The organism is Marinilactibacillus sp. 15R (genome assembly GCF_001895285.1).
Lineage (GTDB): Bacteria > Bacillota > Bacilli > Lactobacillales > Carnobacteriaceae_A > Marinilactibacillus > Marinilactibacillus piezotolerans.
The window spans coordinates 782,319-804,332 of record NZ_CP017761.1; the positions used below are offsets into that span (position 1 = coordinate 782,319).

Annotated in this window: 21 protein-coding genes; 15 read left to right on the forward strand and 6 right to left on the reverse strand. The window is 36.5% G+C overall.

Annotated elements, in window-relative coordinates; all coding sequences use genetic code 11:
* The first annotated feature begins 86 nt into the window (after positions 1-86).
* Positions 87-1,457, forward strand: coding sequence for an aldehyde dehydrogenase (locus BKP56_RS03850; RefSeq protein WP_072693786.1), 1,371 nt, complete (start codon positions 87-89; stop codon positions 1,455-1,457).
* A 51-nt stretch (positions 1,458-1,508) separates the two neighbouring features.
* Here BKP56_RS03850 and BKP56_RS03855 read toward each other — a convergent pair whose 3' ends face one another.
* The gene (locus BKP56_RS03855; RefSeq protein ID WP_198033983.1) at positions 1,509-1,799 is read right to left on the reverse strand and encodes a DUF983 domain-containing protein; all 291 of its coding nucleotides are present in this window, start codon (positions 1,797-1,799) and stop codon (positions 1,509-1,511) included.
* A gap of 39 nt (positions 1,800-1,838) precedes the next feature.
* A complete protein-coding gene (gene chrA, locus BKP56_RS03860; RefSeq protein ID WP_072693788.1) occupies positions 1,839-3,029 on the reverse strand; it encodes a chromate efflux transporter in 1,191 nt (396 codons plus the stop codon).
* A gap of 174 nt (positions 3,030-3,203) precedes the next feature.
* Here chrA and BKP56_RS03865 point away from each other — a divergent pair, with 174 nt between their 5' ends.
* The 5 genes from BKP56_RS03865 (at position 3,204) to BKP56_RS03885 (ending at position 8,312) form a co-directional block, all read left to right on the forward strand.
* On the forward strand, positions 3,204-3,533 hold the full coding sequence (locus BKP56_RS03865) for an ArsR/SmtB family transcription factor (protein ID WP_072693789.1): 330 nt from the start codon (positions 3,204-3,206) through the stop codon (positions 3,531-3,533).
* 12 nt (positions 3,534-3,545) lie between these two features.
* Entirely contained in the window at positions 3,546-5,207 is a 1,662-nt protein-coding gene (locus tag BKP56_RS03870; RefSeq protein ID WP_072693790.1) for an FAD-dependent oxidoreductase, read from the forward strand.
* Positions 5,208-5,328: 121 nt separating this feature from the next.
* The gene (gene arsB, locus BKP56_RS03875; protein ID WP_072693791.1) at positions 5,329-6,384 is read left to right on the forward strand and encodes an ACR3 family arsenite efflux transporter; all 1,056 of its coding nucleotides are present in this window, start codon (positions 5,329-5,331) and stop codon (positions 6,382-6,384) included.
* A 139-nt stretch (positions 6,385-6,523) separates the two neighbouring features.
* Complete coding sequence (locus BKP56_RS03880) at positions 6,524-7,894, forward strand: flavocytochrome c (RefSeq protein WP_072693792.1); 1,371 nt, start codon at positions 6,524-6,526, stop codon at positions 7,892-7,894.
* Position 7,895: 1 nt separating this feature from the next.
* Entirely contained in the window at positions 7,896-8,312 is a 417-nt protein-coding gene (locus tag BKP56_RS03885) for a GNAT family N-acetyltransferase (RefSeq protein WP_072693793.1), read from the forward strand.
* A 75-nt stretch (positions 8,313-8,387) separates the two neighbouring features.
* Here BKP56_RS03885 and BKP56_RS03890 read toward each other — a convergent pair whose 3' ends face one another.
* Positions 8,388-8,867: a GNAT family N-acetyltransferase gene (locus BKP56_RS03890; RefSeq protein WP_072693794.1), complete on the reverse strand. Its 480-nt coding sequence runs from the start codon at positions 8,865-8,867 to the stop codon at positions 8,388-8,390.
* A gap of 707 nt (positions 8,868-9,574) precedes the next feature.
* Positions 9,575-10,462 carry a helix-turn-helix domain-containing protein gene (locus BKP56_RS03895; protein WP_072693795.1) on the reverse strand — a complete coding sequence of 296 codons (888 nt, stop codon included), beginning with the start codon at positions 10,460-10,462 and terminating at the stop codon, positions 9,575-9,577.
* A 480-nt stretch (positions 10,463-10,942) separates the two neighbouring features.
* On the opposite strand from BKP56_RS03895, the gene rsmG reads away from it, so the two are divergent.
* The 8 genes from rsmG (at position 10,943) to BKP56_RS03935 (ending at position 18,118) form a co-directional block, all read left to right on the forward strand.
* Positions 10,943-11,659 carry a 16S rRNA (guanine(527)-N(7))-methyltransferase RsmG gene (gene rsmG / locus BKP56_RS03900; protein WP_072693796.1) on the forward strand — a complete coding sequence of 239 codons (717 nt, stop codon included), beginning with the start codon at positions 10,943-10,945 and terminating at the stop codon, positions 11,657-11,659.
* Between the two features lie 25 nt (positions 11,660-11,684).
* Entirely contained in the window at positions 11,685-12,449 is a 765-nt protein-coding gene (locus BKP56_RS03905; protein WP_072693797.1) for a ParA family protein, read from the forward strand.
* The gene (locus BKP56_RS03910) at positions 12,439-13,320 is read left to right on the forward strand and encodes a ParB/RepB/Spo0J family partition protein (RefSeq protein ID WP_072693798.1); all 882 of its coding nucleotides are present in this window, start codon (positions 12,439-12,441) and stop codon (positions 13,318-13,320) included. The genes BKP56_RS03905 and BKP56_RS03910 overlap by 11 nt, the downstream gene beginning before the upstream one ends.
* Before the next feature lie 54 nt (positions 13,321-13,374).
* Complete coding sequence (locus tag BKP56_RS03915) at positions 13,375-13,539, forward strand: DUF951 domain-containing protein (protein ID WP_232226955.1); 165 nt, start codon at positions 13,375-13,377, stop codon at positions 13,537-13,539.
* A gap of 79 nt (positions 13,540-13,618) precedes the next feature.
* Positions 13,619-14,719 (forward strand): redox-regulated ATPase YchF, encoded by a 1,101-nt coding sequence (gene ychF / locus BKP56_RS03920; protein WP_072693800.1) that lies wholly within the window; start codon positions 13,619-13,621, stop codon positions 14,717-14,719.
* A gap of 29 nt (positions 14,720-14,748) precedes the next feature.
* Positions 14,749-15,456: a DUF1129 domain-containing protein gene (locus tag BKP56_RS03925; RefSeq protein ID WP_072693801.1), complete on the forward strand. Its 708-nt coding sequence runs from the start codon at positions 14,749-14,751 to the stop codon at positions 15,454-15,456.
* Positions 15,457-15,734: 278 nt separating this feature from the next.
* Positions 15,735-17,213 (forward strand): IMP dehydrogenase, encoded by a 1,479-nt coding sequence (guaB, locus tag BKP56_RS03930; protein ID WP_072693802.1) that lies wholly within the window; start codon positions 15,735-15,737, stop codon positions 17,211-17,213.
* A gap of 140 nt (positions 17,214-17,353) precedes the next feature.
* The gene (locus BKP56_RS03935; protein ID WP_072693803.1) at positions 17,354-18,118 is read left to right on the forward strand and encodes a CPBP family intramembrane glutamic endopeptidase; all 765 of its coding nucleotides are present in this window, start codon (positions 17,354-17,356) and stop codon (positions 18,116-18,118) included.
* A 53-nt stretch (positions 18,119-18,171) separates the two neighbouring features.
* On the opposite strand, the gene BKP56_RS03940 is transcribed toward BKP56_RS03935, so the two are convergent.
* Complete coding sequence (locus BKP56_RS03940) at positions 18,172-18,681, reverse strand: methylated-DNA--[protein]-cysteine S-methyltransferase (protein WP_072693804.1); 510 nt, start codon at positions 18,679-18,681, stop codon at positions 18,172-18,174.
* 25 nt (positions 18,682-18,706) lie between these two features.
* Entirely contained in the window at positions 18,707-19,360 is a 654-nt protein-coding gene (locus BKP56_RS03945) for a deoxynucleoside kinase (protein WP_072693805.1), read from the reverse strand.
* Between the two features lie 233 nt (positions 19,361-19,593).
* Between BKP56_RS03945 and BKP56_RS03950 the strand changes: the two genes are divergently transcribed.
* On the forward strand, positions 19,594-21,966 hold the full coding sequence (locus BKP56_RS03950) for a phosphoketolase family protein (protein ID WP_072693806.1): 2,373 nt from the start codon (positions 19,594-19,596) through the stop codon (positions 21,964-21,966).
* The last annotated feature ends 48 nt before the right edge of the window (positions 21,967-22,014 follow it).

The window sequence follows — 22,014 nt, forward strand, 5'->3', positions numbered from 1 at the left end:
TATTTTGAATATGTACAGCTTTTTCTATCGAAAGAATTTTTCTTATGTTACTTTAGGAGTTCGATTATTTGATTGGGAGGTATTTTATGGGGACTTATGACCAGCTACTAAAAAGACAACACGATTTTTACGAAACCGATAGTACAAAAAGTATAGAATTTCGGATACAAGCATTAAAAAATCTGGAATATTTATTAAAAGCAAATGAACAAAAGCTTATGAAAGCTATGAAAATAGACCTGAATAAATCTGCCTTTGAGTCTTATTCTTCTGAAATTGGGATTGTTTTACACGAAATCAGCTTTGTAATTAAGCATTTAAAGAAATGGAGTCGGCCAAAAAGGGTGAAAACGTCCCTAACGCATTTGGGATCAAAAGGGTATGTCCATTATGATCCTCATGGAACAACCTTGTTGATAGGACCGTGGAATTATCCTGTCCAGTTGACGTTGTCACCACTTATTGGGGCTATAGCAGCAGGCAATTGTGCAGTTGTTAAACCTTCTGAATTAACACCGAATACTGCGGATGTATTAAGTCAATTGATTAGATCAGCCTTCCCGGAAGAATATATTACCGTAATTCAAGGTGATGCAGAAGTAACGCAAGAACTCTTAGCGCTAGATTTTGATTATATATTTTTTACTGGAAGTGTGCCGGTTGGAAAAATCGTGATGGAGGCAGCTGCAAAAAACTTGACTCCAGTAACATTGGAGCTTGGTGGAAAAAGTCCCGGCATTGTACATAAAGATGCTGATATCAAACTTGCAGCAAAAAGACTTGCTTGGGGGAAATTCATGAATGCAGGTCAAACGTGCGTTGCGCCAGACTATCTCTATGTACATAGAGAGGTTAAAGAGAAATTTAAAGAGGCGTTGATTGATGCCGTGAAGTCTCTTTATGGAGAATATCCGCTTAAGAATCAAGCATACACGCACATCGTGAATCAAAATCACTTTCACCGAATTGAACAGTATCTTACAGAAGGAACCATTGTCTATGGTGGGGACAAAGATTTGAACCAATTAGTCATTGAACCTACAATCCTAGAAGAGGTGGCTTGGGAAGATTCTGTCATGCAACAGGAGATATTCGGGCCAGTCTTACCTATTTTAGAATACGACGACTTGTCAGAGGTGATGGAGGGAATTGCTAGAAATCCTAATCCGCTTGCTCTTTATCTGTTTACCCAAGATCAGCAAGTGGAAAATCGGATTGTAGGATCGGTATCTTTTGGTGGAGGGTGCATTAACGACACTGTGTTTCATATTGTGACACCCTATTTACCATTTGGTGGGGTTGGAACAAGCGGTATGGGAAGCTATCATGGGAAAAGCAGTTTTGAGACATTCTCTCACCAGAAAAGTATCTTGAAACAAACGACTCTTTTTGATAATCCTTTCAGATATCCGAATGCTAAAAATGGGTTAAAGATACTCAAGTATATTATGAGATAGTATTATAGAAAGAGGTATTCGCCTAAATGGCGAATACCTCTTAGTTTATTTTCAACCTTTAAATCCCATAAGGATGCCTTTAGTATATTTAAGGGTTAAGTAACTGAAATAAACTTCTATTCCAAAAACAACTACATAAATGATCCATATATTTAGCTCTATAATGAGAGGCGTTAATATTAAAAATAGGATGACCGGGAAAAGGAAAATAAGTAGAGCAAAAAACAAACGAACCTTCTTACTTCTTTTTTCATTTTTGAAAAAGCTTTGTCCTGACTCTGATATTACAAAAACGATAAAATTAAAGACCAGTTCAAACAGATCTGCCAATTTAAATCCCATCCCTTTAGTGATAGTAGAAATCTTCATAGAAGAATTATATTATAAAAGCCAACCAATTAAAATAATGATTAAAACAATGATTGGAGCAGGGATTTTTCTACTAGATAACAAAAGCACAGTGACTGCAGTAATGAGGAGGTTATCCCAAGAGAGACCACTTTGCTGAGTTAATAAGACTGCAGCGATCGCAATCAAACCACCCGCTACAGCAGCTACTCCTCTTAAAGCAATTTTAAAGCCTTTAATATGCTTGATTTTTTCCCACATCGGGTAAACGAAATAGATAAGCAATAGTCCTGGAAGAAAGATACCGACTCCTCCGACTATAGCACCAATGGTCTGATATAAGAATGAACCAGAACGTGCAGCCATCCCCCCTGCATAAGCACTAAAGCTGAACATGGGACCAGGGATACCTTGAACCAGTCCGTAACCAGTTAAAAATTCATTACTGCTCATAAGCTGATTGACTTCGACTAATTCACCATACATCACGGGAATAACCACTTGACCACCACCAAAAACGAGATAACCATAACGATAGAACCGCTCGAATAGCTGAATCAGCTCATTATCAAAAAGGATTGCTAGTAATAAAGAACCAAAAGTGAAAAACAGAAATAATCCAAGGTATGGATAGGGTGGATTTAATTTAACATGATTCCATAAATCTTTCTCCTTTGTTGAAAGAATACTAATAAGTCCACCGGCTATTAAAACAGTGGGGAAAATCCAGGGGTCACGAATAAAGTAAGTTATGCCTGCTCCAAAAAATAATAAGAATAAAGTGAGAGGGTCTTTGACCACTTTTTTTCCGATACGATAAGAAGCAACAATAATAAAACCAACTGCCATAGGACCTATATATCGCAAGATATCCGTAGAAATTTCCTGATTATTTAGAAACTGATACAGAAAAGAGAGGATGGTCATGATGACTAAGGCTGGAAGGGCCCAGATAAGCATAGTTAGAAAAGCTAACCAAGGTCCGCCGGTTTTATGCCCGATTGCAACGATTGTCTGAGTACTGCTTGGACCCGGTAAAAAACTGCATAAAGCAATTAATTCGACTAACTCTTCTTCTGAGAGATAGTGCTTTTTAGTCACTAATTGGTCTGTGAATACACTGTAGTGAGCTTCAGGGCCCCCGAAAGCCCCTAGTGAACAGATGAAAATATCCATTAGGAAAGATTTCCACTCCCTGACCGGAAGGGTCGAATGTTCTAACATAGTTTCACTCCATAACAATTAAATTTTATAGTCATATATTAAAGATACAATAAATTTCTATGGACTACTATAGAAATTTATATCTTTACAATCTTTACAATTCTCTGGTTGCCCCTCTTAGCAAGTATTGATATACTTGCTTCATCAAAATAAATTGATTAAGGAGTTTAGTGAATGAGTCAAACTAAAAATGTTTTGATCGATGCACCTGAAATCTCCAATTATGCGAAACAATTTAAAGCATTATCAGATCCTATTCGATTGACCATTCTGCATTTATTAGCTTTGAATGGCAAATCTTGTGTATGTGACCTGGAAGAGGTTCTGAATCTCCAACAATCTAAACTTTCGTATCATTTGAAGATATTACTGAATGCTAAACTGATCAAAAAAGAAGTTTCTAAAACTTGGAGTTACTATTGGGTAGAAGAAGAAAAAATTAATGAATTGCTATCTGATCAATTTTGCTACTTTTTAAAATCAGAAGACGATAACTGCTGTTAAAAGGAGGATATTATGAAAATTGTTGTGATTGGATCGGTCGCTGCTGGAACATCTGTAGCTGCTAAGGCACGTCGAAATGATGAAACAGTCGAAATTGTAGTGTATGAAGAAAACCAGGATATTTCTTATTCTGTGTGTGGAATGCCTTACTATTTAGGTGGAGAAGTAGAATCGATTGAAGAATTGATTCCTAGAAATCCTAAATGGTTTAAAGATCGCTTCGAAATAGATATCCATACAAATCATCACGTGACCGCCATTCATCCACTCGTCAAGGAAATTGAAATATATGATAAGAATGCAGAGAAGGGCTTTAGAGAAACTTATGACAAGTTAGTGTTAGCGACAGGATCTTATTCTTTAACACCACCGCCATTCAACTTAAACACTTACGAAAATGTTTTTCACGTTAAATCGATGGACAATACGAAAGCTATTGATCAATATATGCATAATCAGGAAATCAAAAAGGTAGCAATAGTTGGTTCCGGGTTTATTGGATTAGAAATGGCTGAACAGTTCACGCAAAAAGGATTAGAAGTCTCAATTGTTGAATTGGCAGATCAAATCTTCCCTAAAATCGATGCAGACATGTCTTATCATTTGAAAGAAAAGTTGAAAGAAAACAATGTTCAATTGCATCTTGCGGATAAAGTAGAATCGATTACTGGAGATAGAAAAGCGGAGCAGCTCCACACAAACAAAGGAAAAGATATTGCTGTAGATCTAGTTATTTTAGCAATTGGTGTTAGACCGAATGTTTTTTTAGCGAAAGATGCTGATATAGCGTTAGGAGATACTGGAGCAATCAAAGTTAATGAACATATGCAGACTTCAGAAGAAGATGTCTATGCTGTCGGAGATGTCGCTGAAAGTTTTAATTTGATCACTAAGCAGCCTTCCTATATTCCATTAGGTTCTACAGCCAATAAAATGGGAAGAATTGCAGGAGATCATCTTACTGGAGGATCTTTATCTTTTAAAGGGATATTAGGTACAGGAATTTTCCGTTTATTTGATTTAACAGTTGGTTTTACAGGGTTATCTTATAGAGAAGCACAACAGTCCGGATTTGATCCGGTTGTGATCCACAACATTAAACTAGCTCATGCAACCTATGTGGGTGGTAAGAATCTGCTAATCAAAGCTGTTGCAGATCGAGAAACTGGGAGAGTGTTAGGTGCACAAATCATTGGACCTGAAGGGGTAGATAAACGAATTGATGTGTTAGCCACCGCCATCACATTTGGCGCAAAAGCGGAAGATTTATTCCATTTAGATTTAGCTTATGCACCGCCGTTTAGCACGACAAAAGATCCTGTATTATATACGGGAATGGTTCTGGAAAATGCCCGCACGGGTCAGCCAGTCCTAACACCAGAAGCGTTAGTGGAATTACAAGAGAATCAGAAAGTGGTTCAAGTTGTAGATGTTAGATCAAAATCGGCTTATGCAAAAAATCATGTTAAAGAGGCCGTTCATATTCCGATGCCAGACTTACGTAAAAGAGCAGCGGAATTAGATAAAGATAAACTTACGGTTGTTTACTGTAATAAAGGCGTAACGAGCAATACTGCCCAGAACCTCCTATTGAATATTGGCTTTAAGCAAGTGTATGTATTATCTGGAGGAAATACCAATTATCAGTATTATATAAAAAGCAAAGAAAATTAATATGTACTAAGTGGTTCTTTTAAACCATGTCTAGTTTTGATAACAGACATGGTTTAAAAGAACAAATTTTAGAATGATAGATCAAAATTATTTGATGAATGATGCAAAGTGGAGGATAAGAATGGAAAAAGAAAGTAAACAGCAAGCAGCCATTAGTATTTTCGAAAGATATTTAACAGTCTGGGTTTTATTATGTATGGCAATAGGAGTCATGATTGGACAATTCATCCCCTGGATTCCAGATGTTTTAAGCCGTTTTGAATATTATCAAGTCTCTATTCCAACCGCTATCTTGATTTGGATCATGATTTTCCCTATGATGCTTAAAATTGATTTTTCGAGTATAGTGGATGCAACTAAAAAGCCTAAAGGATTACTTTTGACAACAACCATCAACTGGGCTGTTAAACCCTTTACGATGTTTTTGATTGCTTCGTTTTTCTTTTTGTTTGTCTTCAATGGTTTTATTGAAGATGGGTTAGCACGAGAGTACATTGCAGGAGCCGTTCTTTTAGGTGCGGCACCATGTACGGCGATGGTGTTTGTATGGAGCAAGCTGACAAACGGGGATCCAGCTTACACATTAGTTCAAGTTTCAATCAATGATATTATTATACTGGTCTTGTTTGCCCCGATCGTTGCGTTGCTACTTGGCGTGGGTAACGTTGTTGTACCATGGAATACTTTGATATTGTCAACAATATTATTCGTTGTCGTTCCTTTAGTGCTTGGAATAGCAGTAAGAAAGTTAGTAGTCAGTAAAAAAGGAGAAACTTACTTTGAAAAAGCCTTTATAAGTAAGTTTGATCGAGTAACGATGATTGGATTATTGCTTACTTTGATTATAATCTTTTCTTTTCAAGGAGAACGCATTGTACAAAATCCCATTCATATCTTATTGATATCAATTCCACTTATTTTACAGACGTTTATCATTTTTGGTGTGACTTATTTTGGAGCTTATGCATGTAAACTACCTTATAACATCGCTGCTCCATCTGCAATGATTGGAGCAAGTAACTTCTTTGAATTATCTGTAGCTGTTGCTATCTCGTTGTTTGGCTTAAATTCAGGAGCTACATTAGCTACTGTGGTAGGCGTGCTAGTAGAAGTTCCTGTTATGTTATTACTGGTTAAAATAGCCAACCGTACACAGAAATGGTTTGATTTTAAATAATAAAATTTTCAGTCCAGAAAAACCAGGTGCAATCACCTGGTTTTTTGCGTTGTACAATATTTAAAGAAAAGCTACAATATAAATAGAACTTTTTTCACAATAAGTCAATGATACATATAAACCAAAGGAGCGATTGCTGGTGCAGGTAATTCTAAAGGATAAAGTAGATGTTGTTGTGGTAGGGGCAGGAGGAGCAGGAATGACTGCTGCTATTTCTGCAAAGCTATCTGGAGCAAATGTTGTTTTGGTTGAACAGCTTAATGAGATCAAGGGTAATACAATCAAATCTTCCGCAGGAATGAATGCTTCAGAATCAAAATTTCAGAGTAAGCAAAATGTTGAAGACTCTAACGAATGCTTTTTTCAGGAAACATATAAAGGAGGAAACCAGACAAATGATAAAGAGTTACTACGATATTTCGTAAATCATTCAGCAGATGCGATTGATTGGCTGGATGGGTTAGGCATTACGTTATCGGATTTGACCAAGACCGGTGGGATGAGTGTGAAAAGAACACACCGCCCAGCAGATGGATCAGCTATTGGTCAATATCTAGTCTATGGATTATTAAAAAAGATAAAAGAATTGAATATTCCAATCCTATTCCAATCAAAGGTAGAAAATTTATTAGTAAAGAATAGCGAAATAGTTGGAGTACAAATAGAAGATAATTTGAAAGAAAAGAAAAGAATCTTAGCAGAGGGCGTTATCGTAACTACTGGAGGGTTTGGTGCTAACAAGATATTATTACAGAAGTATGCGCCGCACCTTGATGGAATCATTACAACTAATCATCCAGGAACCCAAGGGTCAGGTATTCAAATGATTCAAGAAATTGGTGGAGATGTTCGTGATTTGAATCAGGTGCAAATTCATCCGACAGTCCATCAAGAAACAGGCATATTAGTGACTGAAGCTTTGCGTGGAGAAGGCGCACTACTTGTCAATACGCAGGGCAACAGGTTTGTTGAAGAATTAGATCGACGAGACGTTGTATCAAAGGCGATTTTAGAGCTGGAAGAACCTCATGCTTACTTAATATTCAACAATAAAATAAGAAAACGAGTACCCGCTGTCTCTTTTTATGAATATAAAAAAATGGTTTATTCAAAAGAGTCTATTAAAGAATTAGCTCAGTGTTTGAAAATGACGGAAAACAATTTAAAACAGTCAGTTAAAAAGTTGAATGATATCAATGTAAGTCAAAGTGTAAGAGATGAATCAATTGAAGCCCCTATGAATGGTGGGCCATATTTTGCGATTAAAATCGCACCGGGGATCCATCATACGATGGGTGGAGTAAAAATCAATATTCAAGCAGAAGTGTTAAATAAAAATGGAGAAAGCATTAAGGGACTTTACGCAGCTGGGGAAACCGTTGGCGGATTACATGGACAGAATCGAATTGGCGGCAATGCTATTGCTGAAACGATTGTCTTTGGGAGGACCGCGGGGGAGTGTGCAGCCCATTATGTGAATATGAAAATAACTGGACAAAGGAGAGAGTAAAATGAACATTGTTTATAAAGAGACAAAGGAAATTGATGTAAGTAAAATAAGAGAGTTATACTTAGATGTAAAATGGACTGCCTATATTGAAGATGAAACGATTATACAATCCATCATCCCTAATGCGCTACACGTTATATCAGCTTGGGTAGGAGAAGAGCTGATCGGACTCGTTAGAGCAGTGGGGGATGGCGTCTACATCTTATATATTCAAGACCTTTTAGTGAAAGAAGCCTATCAAGGTAAAGGAATCGGCAGCAAACTATTGCAGAAAATGATTAATGATCATAAACATATTCCGCAAAAAGTCTTAATGACAGAAAATCAGGAAAAAACAGTTCATTTTTATGAAAAGAACGGATTTATGAAAGCGGACGGAGGAAATGCGGGAATAGCTTTTGTTCAGTACCGTTACTAACCCGTTATTGAATATAATATCAAAATAAAAAAAGGACATCTTTTGGGAAAGATGTCCTTTACTAATTGGTTGAAGTTATTTAGAAACGTTTACTGATTTTAGGCTTTGCGCCTCTACCTGCTGCTGATTTCTATAAAGCATATCGTAATGCGCAATATCGTCTTCGTAATAAATATCTGAAATAAGTTCGAAACCGAAAGACTCATAAAAGTCTTTCAAATAAGCTTCTGCTTGGATTTGAACTTCTCTTTTAGGATAGCGAACGGTTATATAATTTAAGGCCACTTGCATTAATTCTCTTCCATGACCTACATTTCTGCAGTGTTCGGGAACAAGTACACGACCGATTCGTACCTTTCCATCTTGTAAATAAACACGGCAATACGCATGCACTGTATCTTTACACCGTTTTACTAGGTGTGTGGCACGTAGATCAATATCATCTACTTCCTGATAGGCAGCAGCTTGCTCTACTACAAATACTTTTGTTCTTTCTTTTAAAATTAAATGAAGATCTTTTGCGCTCAATTCTTCTAACTGTTTATATTGCCACATACGAGTTGAATACCCCTCCCGGACATTGATTTTTAAATTAGATAAAAATGTCCTCGAATAATGAAAAAGCTGTGATGAATAAATGAATTTTCTGTGTAGATAATTCTTGATTCACTTCAGTATACATAAAATAAAAAAATACTCAACTAAGTAAAATATTTTATCTATTTCGAGAGAGGAAAAAAAGAAAATCTTAGGGAAAATACATAATAAAGCGCTATTTTATTAAGGTTTTTTGAATAATATATAGGTAAAAATGGCTGTTTTTATATTCTGCTTAATTAAGTTAAGAATAAACAGATACACAATAGAATAGAAAAACAATAAACAAAAATAATAAAGGAATTATAGAGACTACAGAAAATAAATCAAAAAAGAGATTTTAGAACACAAAAATAAGTCCGCACTTTTTCAAGTAAGGACTTATAATTGGGGTTGTTCATATAAAGTTGAGAGGCAATATATGAACTACGGTAGAGGTCTATTGTTTTGCTACGGATCGATTCAGTCGGCTTTAGCAAGGAGAAAATAGATAGGAGTTAAGCCTTGATCTCGTAACTTGAACACAGTATACTACAAACTTTTTCCAAACTCGGAAAATAGTCATATAATGGTATAGAACATATAAAAAAGGGAACAAATTGTTCGGTTTAATTCTGTTTTGCCTCCACCCCCCTAGATAATCAGTCGATAAAAAGAGGGTGAACTTAATTTATGAATGAATGTATTTCTTCTTTAAGTAAATTTTTCAGTTCGTATTCCTCAATGATATCTAGAATATTTAATCCCTTACTAATCCATTCTTCTCCTTTTTCATCACCGGATTTAATCAGGGATACACCTTTTCTAGCATAACAAACAGCTAGCATATCATGTTTTTTTAATTCCTTGGTATAAGGAATTAAGTTTTCAAGAGCGGTTAGTGCCTTATCGTAATTTTTACTATCCATAAATAGATAAACTAGATTGAATTTCAAGTTATACCTTAATTTTGCACTAGTGTTGAATCCTTCGTATTTTTTTAGTTGATCGATTGCTCGGCTGGAAATATAGATTGCAGTATCTGCATTGAAAAAAAACATAATATTATTGACTAAATAGATTTCAGTCAATCTCCATTCATCAAACGCTTCAATCCTATCCCAGACTGGCTGAACATACTTTCTTGCAAGTTTGATATCATGTGTTCTTCCAAAAACAATTAGCGATTCATAAATAGATTGAATATCTTTTACGACGGTATCTTCAAATTCAGTTAAGTAATCATCCGCTTCTTTTTTTAGTTTTTCCAATTCATCAGGGACATTATATTTTTGATTTACAAACGAATAAAGAATTTTACCTTTTCTGGAATAAGTATATTTTTCTTGTATAAATAAAAATTCTTCCACAGTCATTTCTAAACGATCCAATATAGCAAAGAGTTTGGAAGCAGCAGGTTCCGCTTCTTCTCTTTCTATTTTTGAATAAGTTGATTGTCTAAGGATACCTTGTGCAACATACTTTTGAGTATATCCTTTTGATTCTCGTATTTTTCGAAGTAGTTTTCCGGGTAAATGATTGAGAGATAGTTTCTTACCATCAAAATTATTCATAAATATCCTCTTTTATCAATTAGCGTTTAAGAAAATTATACATTTTATGGCTGAATTTTGCTATAATAATGATAGAATATAATTGCATTTTAAGAAAGGAGCTGCTTTAGTTGAAAAAGAAAATTGCTTTAATCACATTGGCGTTGATGTTTGCAGTACAAGTATCTTCAACACCAGCTGCTTATGCAGGAGATTATTCGACTACAGGTATCTGGCTGATTGGGACTGGCCCAACCTAGTAATATATGTATAATAGAAAAAACCATTTAGCATAATCATGCTAAATGGTTTTTTTCTATTAATTTCGTAAGCTTGTAGAAGAGGAATCTTATTTGAGAAATAGTCTTATATTTTTTATTAATTTCATGAAACAATTGCTCATAAAGCATTGTATTTATAGGTGATTTAGTATAAAGTGAAGAGAGTGACTTTGTGAAACAAAAGCTGTTTCACGAGTTGAAATAAAAGGAGTTTTTGGTTATGAATCCAGAGGAATTTAAAGCCGAGTTAGAACGTCTTGGTCTACCGATTACTGACGATAAGATGACTCAATATAAACTTTATTTAGAATTACTACAAGAATGGAATCAAAAAATTAATTTAACTGCAATAACTGAACGAGAAGAAGTTTACTTGAAACACTTTTACGATTCTTTAACTGCAGGGTTATATGTAGATTTTAGTAAAGGGGTCCACAGCTTATGCGATGTAGGCTCAGGTGCTGGTTTTCCCAGTATCCCCCTGAAAATACTTTACCCTGAACTTGAGGTTACAATTGTTGATTCACTGAAAAAAAGAATCGGTTTTTTAGAAATTATTGTTGATAAGCTTAATCTATCCGGTGTCACGCTTTGTCATGATAGGGCAGAGACGTTTGGACAGAACAAGTTGTATAGAGCAACCTATGATTTCGTAACTGCTAGAGCGGTAGCGCGAATGAGTGTGCTGGCTGAATTATGCTTGCCCCTTTTGAAAAAAGATGGTGTCTTTATTGCTATGAAAGCTGCGCACGCACCTGAAGAAATGAAAGCTGCCAATAAAGCAATTACTACTTTAGGCGGTAAATTCAGAAAAGACTTTTCTTTTGAATTGCCTAAAGGATCAGGAGAAAGACACATTATTCTGATTGATAAAAAGAAAGAAACACCCAATAAGTATCCAAGAAAACCAGGAACACCAAATAAACAACCTATATAATATATAAAGAATCGGGAGGATTCACATGGCTCAGATCATTGCCGTTGCGAACCAAAAAGGTGGTGTAGGTAAAACGACTACAACCGTTAATTTGGGAGCATCACTTGCATATGCAGGGAAAAGAATATTGTTGATAGATATGGATGCTCAAGGGAATGCTACAAGTGGATTAGGCATTCGTAAAGGTGAAGTGGATAAAGACATTTATGATGTATTGATCAACGAAGTACCATTGGAAGACGTCATTTTACCAACAAGCAGAGAAAACTTGTCAATTGTACCCGCGACTATACAATTAGCAGGAGCCGAAGTAGAATTGACAAGTCTGATGGCGAGAGAAACTAGATTGAAAAGTGCGATCGAGACACTGGACGATATTTATGATTACGTTTTTATAGATTGTCCACCTTCACTAGGTCATTTGACGATCAATGCGTTTACTGCCAGTGATTCAGTCTTGATTCCGGTACAATGTGAATATTATGCATTAGAAGGATTAAGCCAGCTGCTCAATACTGTTCGATTAGTCCAGAAACATTTCAACAAAGAACTGAAAGTAGAAGGCGTTTTATTGACGATGCTCGATGCTAGAACCAATCTAGGTTTTGAAGTTGTTAATGAAGTAAAAAAATACTTCCGTGAAAAAGTTTATACGACCATTATTCCCAGAAATATTCGTTTGTCAGAAGCGCCGAGTTATGGCTTGTCGATCATTGATTACGATCTGCGCTCAAAAGGTGCAGAGGTTTACCAAGAGTTAGCGAAGGAAGTGATGCTGAATGGTAAATAAAAAGAAAGGCTTAGGGCGAGGCATTGATGCGTTGTTTGATGTGCCTGATTTTGAAAATGAAGTTAGTGGGGACGATGAACGTGTAGAATTGATCTCTCTTGAAGAGATACGTCCCAATCCTTATCAGCCAAGAAGACATTTTGACGAAAGTGCACTGAATGAATTGGCAAAATCAATCAGCGTATCTGGGGTATTGCAGCCAATTATATTGCGCCAGTCTTCAGTCAAAGGGTACGAAATTATAGCTGGAGAACGTCGCTTTAGAGCGTCTAAAATTGCTGAAAAAGAAACAATCCCAGCAATCATAAGAGAATTGAATGAAGAAGTCATGATGCAGGTTGCTATTTTAGAAAACTTACAGCGTGAAGACTTAACTTCGCTAGAAGAAGCAGAAGCTTATAATATGATGATGGAAAAACTTTCTATGACTCAAGAAAAGGTTGCAGAAAAACTAGGGAAAAGTCGTTCTTATATTGCAAACCACTTACGACTACTAACTTTGCCCACAGAAGTTAAAAATCTGCTCCAAGAAAATAAACTTTCAAACGGTCAGGCTAGAACACTACTTGGTCTAAAAGATAAGAAAAAACTGACTAAATTTGCTAGACGGACGGTAAAAGAAGGACTAACTGTAAGGCAGTTAGAACATCTAGTCGCAGAAGCAAATCAGAAGCCGAAAATAGAAAAGAAAAAGCAAGTTGATGCAGATAAATCAATTTATATCCGTCGCTCTGAAGAGCTGTTAACAGATAAATTTGGAACAAGTGTTGTGATTCGAGAAAAAGGTAAAAAAGGAAAAATCGAAATCGAATACGTTTCTCAAGATGATTTGAATCGTATTTTAGAAGATTTGGATATCGAATTTGAGTAAAAGTAGGGAGTGAGGATTGTGGAGAAGTCATATGAACTGCATGATGTAGTTGAGATGAAGAAAAAACATCCCTGTGGAGTGAACCGTTGGGAAATCATTCGACTGGGTGCTGATATTCGGATTAAATGCGTCGGATGTGGCCAGTTAGTCCTCATGCCTCGAAGAGAGTTCGAGAGGAAAATGAAAAAAGTACTCAAAAAAGCAGACGAAATAGGTTAGTCAGATATTTAAAAGACGTCAGCACTATTTCATTCAAATTATTTTAAAATCATGAAAGCAAGGAAAGGTGAATACTGAAATGCCTTTAACAGCAGGAATCGTCGGTTTACCAAATGTAGGGAAATCAACGTTATTTAATGCCATAACAAAAGCTGGTGCAGAAGCAGCGAATTATCCGTTTGCAACCATTGATCCAAACGTAGGAATCGTAGAAGTACCAGATAAAAGACTTGAAAGATTAGCAGAACTCGTTAAACCACAGAAAGTTGTTCCTACTACTTTTGAATTCACAGATATCGCAGGAATTGTAAAGGGTGCGAGCAAAGGAGAAGGCTTAGGGAACAAATTCTTGGCAAATATTCGCGAAGTGGATGCGATTTGTCATGTTGTTCGATGTTTTGATGATGAAAATATTACACATGTTTCAGGAGCGGTTAGTCCAGCCGATGATATTGAAACAATCAATTTAGAGTTAGCACTTGCAGACTTGGATTCTGTAGAAAAACGTTATGACCGTGTGAAAAAGCAAGCTAAGTCAAAAGATAAAGATGCTCTTGAAATGCTTACAGTTCTTGACAAAATCAAACCTGTTCTGGAAGAAGGCAAACCAGTTAGAATGCTTGATTTCACACCGGAAGAACTACCAATCGTCAAGTCATTATTCTTATTAACAAGCAAGCCTGTACTGTATGTAGCTAATGTCGCAGAAGAAGATATTGCAAACGCAGAAGGTAATAAACACTTAGAAGTCGTTAGAAGTATAGCAAACGAAGAAGGTGCGGAGGTTGTAACAATTTCTGCAGCGATCGAAGAAGAAATTGCAGAACTAGATGATGAAGAAAAAGCTATGTTTTTAGAAGATCTAGGTGTGGAAGAACCCGGATTAGATAAATTGATTCGTTCTTCATACGATCTATTAGGTTTAGCGACATTCTTCACTGCGGGCGAAAAAGAAGTTCGTGCCTGGACATTCCGCAAAGGGATGAAAGCTCCTCAAACTGCCGGTGTTATTCATAGTGACTTTGAACATGGTTTTATTCGAGCAGAAACGATTGCTTATGCAGATTATGATGCATTAGGCAGTGAAAAAGCAGCAAGAGAAGCTGGGAAATTACGTTCAGAAGGAAAAGAATATGTGGTGCAAGATGGCGATGTCATTTTGTTCAGATTCAATGTATAAAAATTTATATCAGAAAGGAGAAAAATCGTTTGTTCAATAAAAATAATAAAGAAGCTCCTGAGCAACCTGACAAAGCAGCGGAACTTTTAGCGAAAAAAGAAGAAAATACGAAATTATATGAACAGTTGACGAATAAAAATCGAGAGTATATGGTTAAGCTGAATCGCAGCTTAGATGATCACGGCGTACCAGAAGAACGGAAGACAATCATTTATAATGATATGTTGAAAAATATCATCAAACAACAAAGTCAGCATCTAACAGCTCGTCGCATCTATGGAACTGTCACAGATCAAGCAAACTATCTGACAGAGAATCAAACTGCTGGTGAACAAGGAGAAACTGTACGTTCAGAAACTTGGAAAATCTATCTGGATGGTGCCTTGACAGCCGGGGGAGCTTATACAGGAATTACTGGATTAATCAGCTTATTTACAGATCAAGCTGCTACAATGAGATTGTTTATGGCTTTTCTTGCATTTGCCATTGGTGGTCTGGCTTTAATGGTCATTGCAAAATATGCACCTGTTCCAGGGCAAAAAGGTGGATTTTTGAAATATATTCTAGCTACCTCTGGAGTTATGATAGGATTTGTTTTGTTAATGACTTTAGGTGCTTTTCCAAGCAGTATAAATCCTATGTTATCACCAACTATATCTGTTATCATCGGTGTCGTAGCAATTGGAGCAAAAATTTACTTGAAACGCAGATTGAGTATTCAAGGAACCTTATTTTAAATTATTTCTTAAAACCTCTAGAGACGATTAGTCTTTAGAGGTTTTTTATAAAATCATAGTGCAGTCAGCCTAAGTAATGCGAGGTAAAATCTTTACAATTGTATTTTTTTCAGACGTATCATTCGTTAATTAAGCGTTATCAATAGTTTTTTAGTTCTGCTTTATGAGAAAGTTCTTACAAGACGAATCCTAGTATTGACGTTGTTAGATATGGGTGGTAATTTTATAATTAAAAATTACGGCAGCATCAGCTGTAATCACAAAATGGAGGAGAAAAAATGGGCAATTGGGAAACAAAATTCAATAAAAAAGGATATACGTTTGATGATGTATTACTGTTACCGGCAGAAAGCCATGTTTTGCCAAATGAAGTTGACTTGCAAGTAGAACTTTCAGAATCTGTGAAATTAAATCTACCAATACTAAGTGCGAGTATGGATACTGTAACCGCTTCTGGAATGGCTATTGGAATGGCGCGCCAGGGAGGCCTTGGTGTAATTCATAAAAACATGACGATCGAACAGCAAGCTGATGAAGTGCGTAAAGTTAAACGATCTGAATCCGGTGTAATTATTGATCCATTTTTTTTAACTCCAGAAAATTTGGTATCCGAAGCGGAAGCGTTAATGTCTAAGTATCGTATTAGTGGAGTGCCGATTGTAGAAACGATGGAAAATAGAAAATTCGTTGGGATCTTAACAAATCGGGATATGAGATTCATTACGGATATGTCTGGACAGATACAGGATGTAATGACAAAAGAAAATCTTGTTACGGCTCCTGTAGGAACGTCTTTAGAAGAAGCGGAACTTCTACTTAAAGAACATAAAATAGAGAAATTACCTTTGGTTGATGCTAATGGATGGTTGAGCGGTTTAATTACTATTAAAGATATAGAAAAAATCACTCAGTTCCCGAAAGCGGCTAAAGACAAGCATGGACGTTTACTAGCTGGTGCAGCTGTAGGTATTACTAAAGATACGTTTGAACGTGCCCAGGCCTTGATCGATGCTGGTGTTGATCTAATCGTTGTGGATACAGCTCACGGTCATAGTGCAGGTGTTTTAAGAGAAATGAAAAAAATTCGTGAAGCTTTTCCAACTGTTACACTCGTTGCAGGAAATGTGGCTACTTCAGAAGGTACCAGAGCACTGTTTGAGGCCGGTGCAGATGTAGTGAAAGTTGGAATTGGTCCGGGCTCGATTTGTACAACTAGAGTAGTTGCTGGAGTTGGAGTTCCACAGATTACTGCTATTTACGATGCAGCTTCAGTTGCACGCGAATATGGCAAACCTATAATTGCTGATGGTGGAATCAAATATTCAGGAGATATTGCTAAAGCTCTTGCTGCTGGAGGTCATGCTGTAATGCTTGGAAGTATGCTTGCAGGGACGGATGAATCACCAGGAGAATTTGAAATTTATCAAGGTCGTCGTTTCAAAACTTACCGAGGCATGGGCAGTCTTGGCGCGATGAAAAAAGGCTCTAGTGATCGTTACTTCCAAGATAATAAGACAGAATCAAATAAATTAGTCCCAGAAGGAATTGAAGGTCGGGTGGCTTATAAAGGGAGTGTTCAAGATATCCTTTTCCAATTAACCGGAGGACTACGTTCGGGAATGGGATACGTTGGAGCTGCCAATTTGAAAGAGCTAAGAGAAAATGCTCAATTTATTCAAATGTCAGGTGCAGGATTAAGAGAGTCTCACCCGCATGACGTGCATATCACAAAAGAAGCGCCAAATTATTCTGTTTAATATTTACTCATGTAATAAAAGCATCGAAATTTTTTCGGTGCTTTTTTATTACAATTTATGCTATCTTTTAAATCATCATTTTGGTATTCTTGAGAAAGATTACATACGTACATACGTACATACTAGATTGGAGATTAAATATGAAAGTTTTTGAAGGATATCCGTTAAGAAAAATTTTGAAGAGAGAGCAAGCTCTGATGTGGGTATTGTCGCCCATAGTTATGCAAATAGTAGTAACTTTTCTGCTTACTTTTTATGTCATCATAGTAAATAGAGATGTAATTCAGAACTTTGCTTCAGAAACTGAACTTATGAGTGCTTTAGAACCAGTCATTAATTTAGGTTCATCACTTGGAACAGTAATGGGGCTAGTATTTTTGACTATAGTGATTATCTGGAGGAAAATCCCTTTGGTTAACCGAAAACAGTTAACTAAAGATGAATGGAAAGTTATACCCGGTTTAAGTAAAAAGGATTGGCGATTTCTTTCATGGTATATTCCTGTCTCATATGTTATATATATATTGGGAAATTATATACTTACATCCATATTTGGTGAAGCAGAGGCTATTAATCAACAGGGAATAGAAGAGCTTGTTGGATCAACACCAATATTGCTGATGTTTTTGATGGTTGTTATTGCTGCACCAATTGCTGAAGAATGGCTATTTCGAGGGTTGATTCTGTTCCGTCATAATTCCTTAGAAGCATCTTGGTTAGCTGTAATTGTCAGTTCTGTTTTATTTGGATTGATCCATGTTCCTACTGATATTCCTAGTGCATTCTCATATATCGGAATGGGTTTCCAGTTCGCTTATGCTGCGAAACAAACTAGAAGTGTAGAGGCTGGTATTGTTTATCATATGCTAAATAACCTATTAGGATTTATCGCCTTGTATCAATAAAAAAAGAATCCGGCCATCAAAATTTCAAAGAATTTTGATGGCCGGATTCTTTTTTATTTTATACCTTCTAGGGAGAGTAATGCTTTCTTCATTGGTAAGCCCCCGCGAAACCCTTTAGGAGCTCCGACTTTTGGTCCGACCCGGTGGCAAGGATAAACGATTTGTAATGGATTTTTACCGATTGCTGTACCGACTGCTCGTGAGTGTCCTGGCTTTCTATTTAGTGCAATAGCAATTTCGCTATAAGTCGTTGTTTCACCATAAGGGATGGTCAATAGTTTTTTCCATACTTCAATTTGGAATGGTGTTCCGAACAATTCAACTGGAAAGGTAAAATTTTTTCGCCGGTTTGCTAAGTATTCTTCGAATTGACTAATATATCGAGCGAGTTTATTGTCATCTCTAATCAGATCTGTATTAAAAGTCAAATTGTTCACCCAACTTTTAAGCTCATCAAAAGTTTGTGGAGAAGATCCTACATACACCAATCCATTTTCAGTAGCGGCAATATAAAAAGACCAATTATCATATAAAACTTCAGAATAGAAGATTGTTTTAACCATATACCTTCCCCCTATATAACTAAGGTTAAATTGAATGCGTCTTTAAAGCATTTTTGATTTCTTTCATTACCTTTATTCTATCTTCTTCTCGTTCCAAGTCAACTGAATCAATATCAATCACCAATGTCGGACTTTTATCGTATGCATTGAACCAGTCATCGTAGCGACTATGCAACTTCGTATAATAATCTAATAATCCGGAATTTCCTTCGACCTGTTCGAAAGGACGACCTCTTTTCTTTATTCTTTCTAAATGAGTATCAAGAGAACCTCTTAGGTAAATCAGCAAATCAGGGGCTTTTTTAGGAATATCCTGCAATTCTTCCATCATATTATCCAGTAGGTCTGTGTATAATATCATTTCCGCTTCGCTCATATTTCCTTCTTCATAATTGATTTTAGTAAAAAGAGCATCCTCATAAATTGATCGATCGAGTACATTATGTCTATGAACTAATGCTTGTTTAATACTTCTGAACCGAGTATTCAAAAAGAAAATCTGTAATGAAAAGGCCCATCTTTGGGGATCTGCATAAAAATTTTCAAGAATCGGGTTTTCTACCACCTGTTCATAAAAAGCTTTACTTTTAAATTCTTCTGAAATGAACGTAGTATATGTGCTCTTACCCGCTCCAATCATACCAGCTAATACAATCACTGACATCTTATCTCCTTCCATTCTTTAAAAATTCACCTCTATTATCATACCACATGAAATAGGCAGAAAACATTGCAAGTAAAAATTCCATAAAGGTTTTAATTAAAAGGTCGTTTATTAGTTAAGAAGAATTAACAGACAATAATTTAATAAACATTGGCTCTCAAAGTAGATTAGTAAATCACTTTATTTGTTACTTGCTTTCTTGTAGCAGTATAGTGAAACTATAAACTTATAATACGAGGAGAATGGTCATGGAAAAATTACAAGATTTTTCATCAAGAGACTATTTAAACAAAGTAGATGCTTGGTGGCGAGCAGCTAATTATTTATCAGTTGGTCAATTATTCTTAAAAGATAATCCTTTACTTAAGACTGAACTAAAGTCATCAGATGTTAAAGTGAATCCAATTGGTCACTGGGGTACCATCCCGGGACAGAATTTTGTGTATGCTCATTTGAATCGTGTCATCAATAAATATAATTTGAATATGTTTTTCATTGAAGGTCCCGGTCATGGCGGACAAGTTATGGTATCAAATGCCTACTTAGACGGGACTTATTCAGAAATCTATCCTGAAATATCTCAAGATGAATACGGAATGCAGAAGCTGTTCAAACAATTTTCCTTCCCGGGTGGAATTGGGTCACATGCAGCACCAGAAACACCGGGATCTATACATGAAGGTGGAGAATTAGGATATGCCTTGTCACATGCTACAGGCGCAATACTGGATAATCCAGAAGTGATTGCTGCTGTAACGATAGGAGATGGTGAAGCGGAAACGGGAGCTTTGGCAACTTCTTGGTTCTCTAACGTGTTTATCAATCCTAGAAAAGACGGTGCAGTGCTTCCAATACTTTGTTTAAATGGATACAAAATCGCGAATCCAACAATTCTTTCAAGAAAAACAGATAAAGAACTGACTCAGTATTTTAAAGGATTAGGCTGGGATCCTATATTTGTTGAAGGAGACGATGCTGGAAAACTGCATCCGGAAATGGCAGAAAAACTGGATGAAGCAATTGAAAAGATCCAGATGATTCAAAAGTCTGCCAGAGATAATCAGGAAACCAAACTTGCAATGCCAACTTGGCCTGTATTTATACTGCGAACACCTAAAGGTTGGACAGGGCCGAAATTCTGGGATAACAAACCGATTGAAGACTCCTTCAGATCTCACCAAATTCCTATTCCAGTTGAACAAAGTAACTTGGAACATAGTGATGCTTTAGTTAACTGGATGAAGTCTTATAGACCGGAAGAATTATTCGATGAAAATGGGAAATTAAAAGAAAGTATTCAATCTATTGCACCAAAAGGTAAAAGTAGAATGTCTGCTAATCCAATTACGAATGGCGGAATTAATCCTAAACCACTAGATGTACTAAACTGGAAAGAATACGCTGTTTCAATAGAAACACCTGGAGCAGAAAAAAAACAGGATATGACAGAGTTTGGGAAGTATAGTCGAGATATTGTCGCCAACAGTTCAGATCACTTCCGAATTTTCAGTGTAGATGAACTTAATTCAAACCGGTTGAATGCAGTGCTGGAAGTGACTGATCGTCAATGGATGGAACCTACACATGAGCCAAATGATGCATCAATGGGTACGTCAGGAAGAGTGATTGATTCTCAGTTGTCAGAAAACCAGGCAGAAGGCTGGCTGGAAGGATATGTTTTAACTGGACGTCATGGATTCTTCGTAAGTTATGAAGGCTTCTTGAGAATAGTGGATTCTATGCTGACACAGCATTTTAAATGGATCAGAAAAGCGGATGAGTTAGAGTGGCGAAGAGACTATCCCTCACTGAATATCATCGCATCTTCTTCTGTGTACCAGCAGGACCACAATGGTTATACCCATCAGGATCCGGGAATAGTTACCCATCTGGCTGAGAAAAAGCCAGAATATATTCGCGCCTATTATCCATCTGACGCAAATACTTTGATGGCTGTAATGTCAAAAGTGTTAAGTTCTACACAAAAAATCAATCTGATTGTCTCTAGTAAACATCCGCGTCCGCAATTCTATTCAGCTGATGAAGCAGAAGAATTAGTAGAAAACGGCTTGAAAAAAATTGATTGGGCCAGTACAGATCAAGATGAAGAACCTGATATTATAATGGTTGCTGCTGGCACGGAGCCGAATCTAGAATCTTTAGCTGCTGTTACAATTCTTAAAGAATATTTTCCGGAAATGCGTATTCGTTTTATTAACGTAGTTGATTTGTTCAAGTTACGTCATCAGAAAATCGATTCTCATGGTTTAACAGACAGTGAATTTGATGCATATTTCACTCCAGATAAACCTGTTTTATTTGCTTATCATAGTTACGAAGGATTAATTAGAGATATTTTCTTTGACAGACCGATTCACCCTATCTCCATTCATGGTTATAGGGAAAATGGTGCAGTAACAACTCCATTTGATATGCGCGTTTTAAACGAGTTGGACAGATTTAGTTTAGCAAAAGATGCAGCTAGAATGGTATATGGATTTGAAGCACAGGATTTTGAAGTGGAAATGGATAAGCTATTGGGCAAGCACCATGATTATATCCGTGAACATGGCAAAGATATGCCGGAGGTGACGGGGTGGAGATGGACCACAGTAGATTAAATGTTGATTTACTACAAATTAAGCCCTATAAGTTGAATAATGTCTTCG